The 2,227-nt window shown below is 71.0% G+C and carries 3 protein-coding genes; 2 read left to right on the forward strand and 1 reads right to left on the reverse strand.

Translation table 11 applies throughout. The features are described from left to right. Nucleotides 1–31 precede the first annotated feature (31 nt). The gene (locus AB0C29_RS44740) at nucleotides 32–1,138 is read right to left on the reverse strand and encodes an MBL fold metallo-hydrolase (RefSeq protein ID WP_360833942.1); all 1,107 of its coding nucleotides are present in this window, start codon (nucleotides 1,136–1,138) and stop codon (nucleotides 32–34) included. Nucleotides 1,139–1,254: 116 nt separating this feature from the next. Between AB0C29_RS44740 and AB0C29_RS44745 the strand changes: the two genes are divergently transcribed. Beyond that, entirely contained in the window at nucleotides 1,255–1,833 is a 579-nt protein-coding gene (locus AB0C29_RS44745; RefSeq protein ID WP_360833944.1) for a hypothetical protein, read from the forward strand. 23 nt (nucleotides 1,834–1,856) lie between these two features. After that, nucleotides 1,857–2,227 (forward strand): HD domain-containing protein (locus tag AB0C29_RS44750; protein WP_360833946.1); only part of this gene is annotated, 371 nt, incomplete at its 3' end.

Raw genomic sequence — 2,227 nt, forward strand, 5'->3', positions numbered from 1 at the left:
GTGGGACGCCGCCACCCCGTAACGCATGCCGTTATGGGTATACGATCGGCCGATGGCACGAGCGGCGACGACGACGGACCGCCAGCCGCACGTCGCGCGCCTTGGCCTCGCGCCAGGTGCGGTCGGCCGGCTCCGGCCAGTCGTGCAGCGCCAGGTTGAACGTGCCCCAGTGCACCGGGATCATGAGGCCGCCCTGCACGTCGACGTGGGTGGCGACGCCGTCCTCGGGCACCATGTGGATGTCCGGCCAGGCGTCGCCGTAGGCGCCGATCTGCACCAGCGTCACGTCGAACGGGCCGTGCTCCGCGCCGATCTGCGCGAAGCCCGGGAAGTAGCCGGTGTCGCCGGAGTAGAACGCCTTGCGGGTGGGGCCGGCGATCACCCAGGACGACCACAGGGTCTCGTCGCGGGTGAAGCCGCGGCCGGAGAAGTGCCGGGCGGCGGTCGCGATGAACTCGATGCCCGCCACGGTCGCCCGCTCGTCCCAGTCCAGCTCGATGATCCGGGTGGCCGGCACGCCCCAGCGCTCCAGGTGCGCGCCGACGCCCAGCGGCACCAGGAACGGCGCCGCCTGGAGGTCGACCAGGTTGCGGATGGAGTCCATGTCGAGGTGGTCGTAGTGGTCGTGGGAGATCAGCACCGCGTCGATCGGCGGCAGCTCGCGCAGCGCCAGCGGGGGCTCGTGCAGCCGCTTGGGGCCGGTCAGCCGGGACGGGGAGCAGCGCTCGCTCCACACCGGGTCGAGCAGGACCCGGCGGCCCTCGATCTCGACCAGCGCCGACGAGTGGCCGAACCAGGTGACGTGCAGCCCGCCCGGGTCGCCACCGAACTCGGGGCGCAGCACCGGGATCGGCTGGCTCGGGTGCCGGCGGTCGCGGTCGGTCAGCGTCGCGGCCAGGATCCGGGGCATCGAGCCCGCGGTCACCATGGTCGCCGGGACCGTGTTGCGGAACTTGCCGTCGGAGAACTGCGGGGAACGGGTGTACCGCTCGCCGCGCTCGCCGTCGGCGCGGGCCCCGATCTTGCGGCCGCCGATCTGCGCGGGGATGTCACGAGCGGCCCAGGCCGCAGCGGCCCCCAGTGCCAGGGCCACCAATGCCCCGGTGCGCCCTCGACGGCCGTCTGCCTGTTTCGCCATGCGAGATCCTCCGTGTCAGTTCTGTCCGGCTGCAAGTCTGACCGCCCACCGGCACCCGGCGCCACCGTGGTGCTGTGGATCTCCTCAGCTAAGCACCGGTATGTCACACTGCCGCCGTGACTGTCGACACCCTTCAGACCCAGCAGCAGCTCATCGTGCGTCAGCGCGTCCGCTTGATGGTCAACCAGTATGAGGTCCACGCCGTCGCCCCGGACGGCTCGGAGGCCGGCGTGCTCGCGTTCGCCCAGCAGAAGCGGATGGCGTTCAAGGAGCAGGTGACTCTCTACACCGACGACACCAAGACCACTCCCGTCCTCGGTTTCAAGGCCCGTCAGGTCCTCGACCTCGGCGCGACCTACGACATCACGGACGCCTCCGGTAGTCCTATCGGCCTGTTCCGGAAGAACTTCAAGGAATCCCTGCTGCGCTCGACGTGGCACCTGGAGCAGCCCGGCTACGGCGAGATGATCGGCCGGGAGACGAACCTGACCGTCGCGATCCTGCGCCGCTTCGTCGACTCGCTGTCCTGGCTGCCGTACCACTTCGAGTTCCTGCTGAACGGCCGCCCGGCGTTCTCCGTGGTCAAGAAGTGGGGCCTGCGCGACAAGTATGTCGTGACGATCCACGACCCGCAGCTGGACCGCCGGCTGGTCGCCGCGATGTCGGTGGCCCTGGACGCGCTCCAGTCCCGGTAGTCCGGTGCGTTAGCGTCGGGCGCATGGACGATCCACGCGCCCGGCGCCTCTTCGGCGACAGTCTCGTCGCCCCTGGCGACCTCGCCACCAGTCCCTTTCGCGTCGACCGGGACCGGATCGTCAGCTCGCCGTTCTTCGCCCGCCTCGGCGGCGTGACCCAGGTGATCAGCCCCGGCGGCGCCGGCCTGCTGGTGCACAACCGGCTCACGCACAGCCTGAAGGTGGCCCAGGTGGGCCGGGCGATCGCGGAACGCCTGGCCGCGGACCCCCGCTACGCCGACGTGCTGGACAAGCTCGGCGGTTGTGATCCCGACGTGGTCGAGGCCGCGGCGCTCGCGCACGACCTGGGGCACCCGCCGTTCGGCCACCTCGGCGAGCGGGTGCTGGACCAGCT

The organism is Actinoplanes sp. NPDC048791 (assembly GCF_040650095.1).
GTDB lineage: Bacteria > Actinomycetota > Actinomycetes > Mycobacteriales > Micromonosporaceae > Actinoplanes.

What these genes read in the sequence shown, in the direction of transcription:
- AB0C29_RS44740 (WP_360833942.1), bottom strand. Translation starts at nt 1,138, where the DNA reads ATGGCGAAACAGGCAGACGGCCGTCGAGGGCGCACCGGGGCATTGGTG.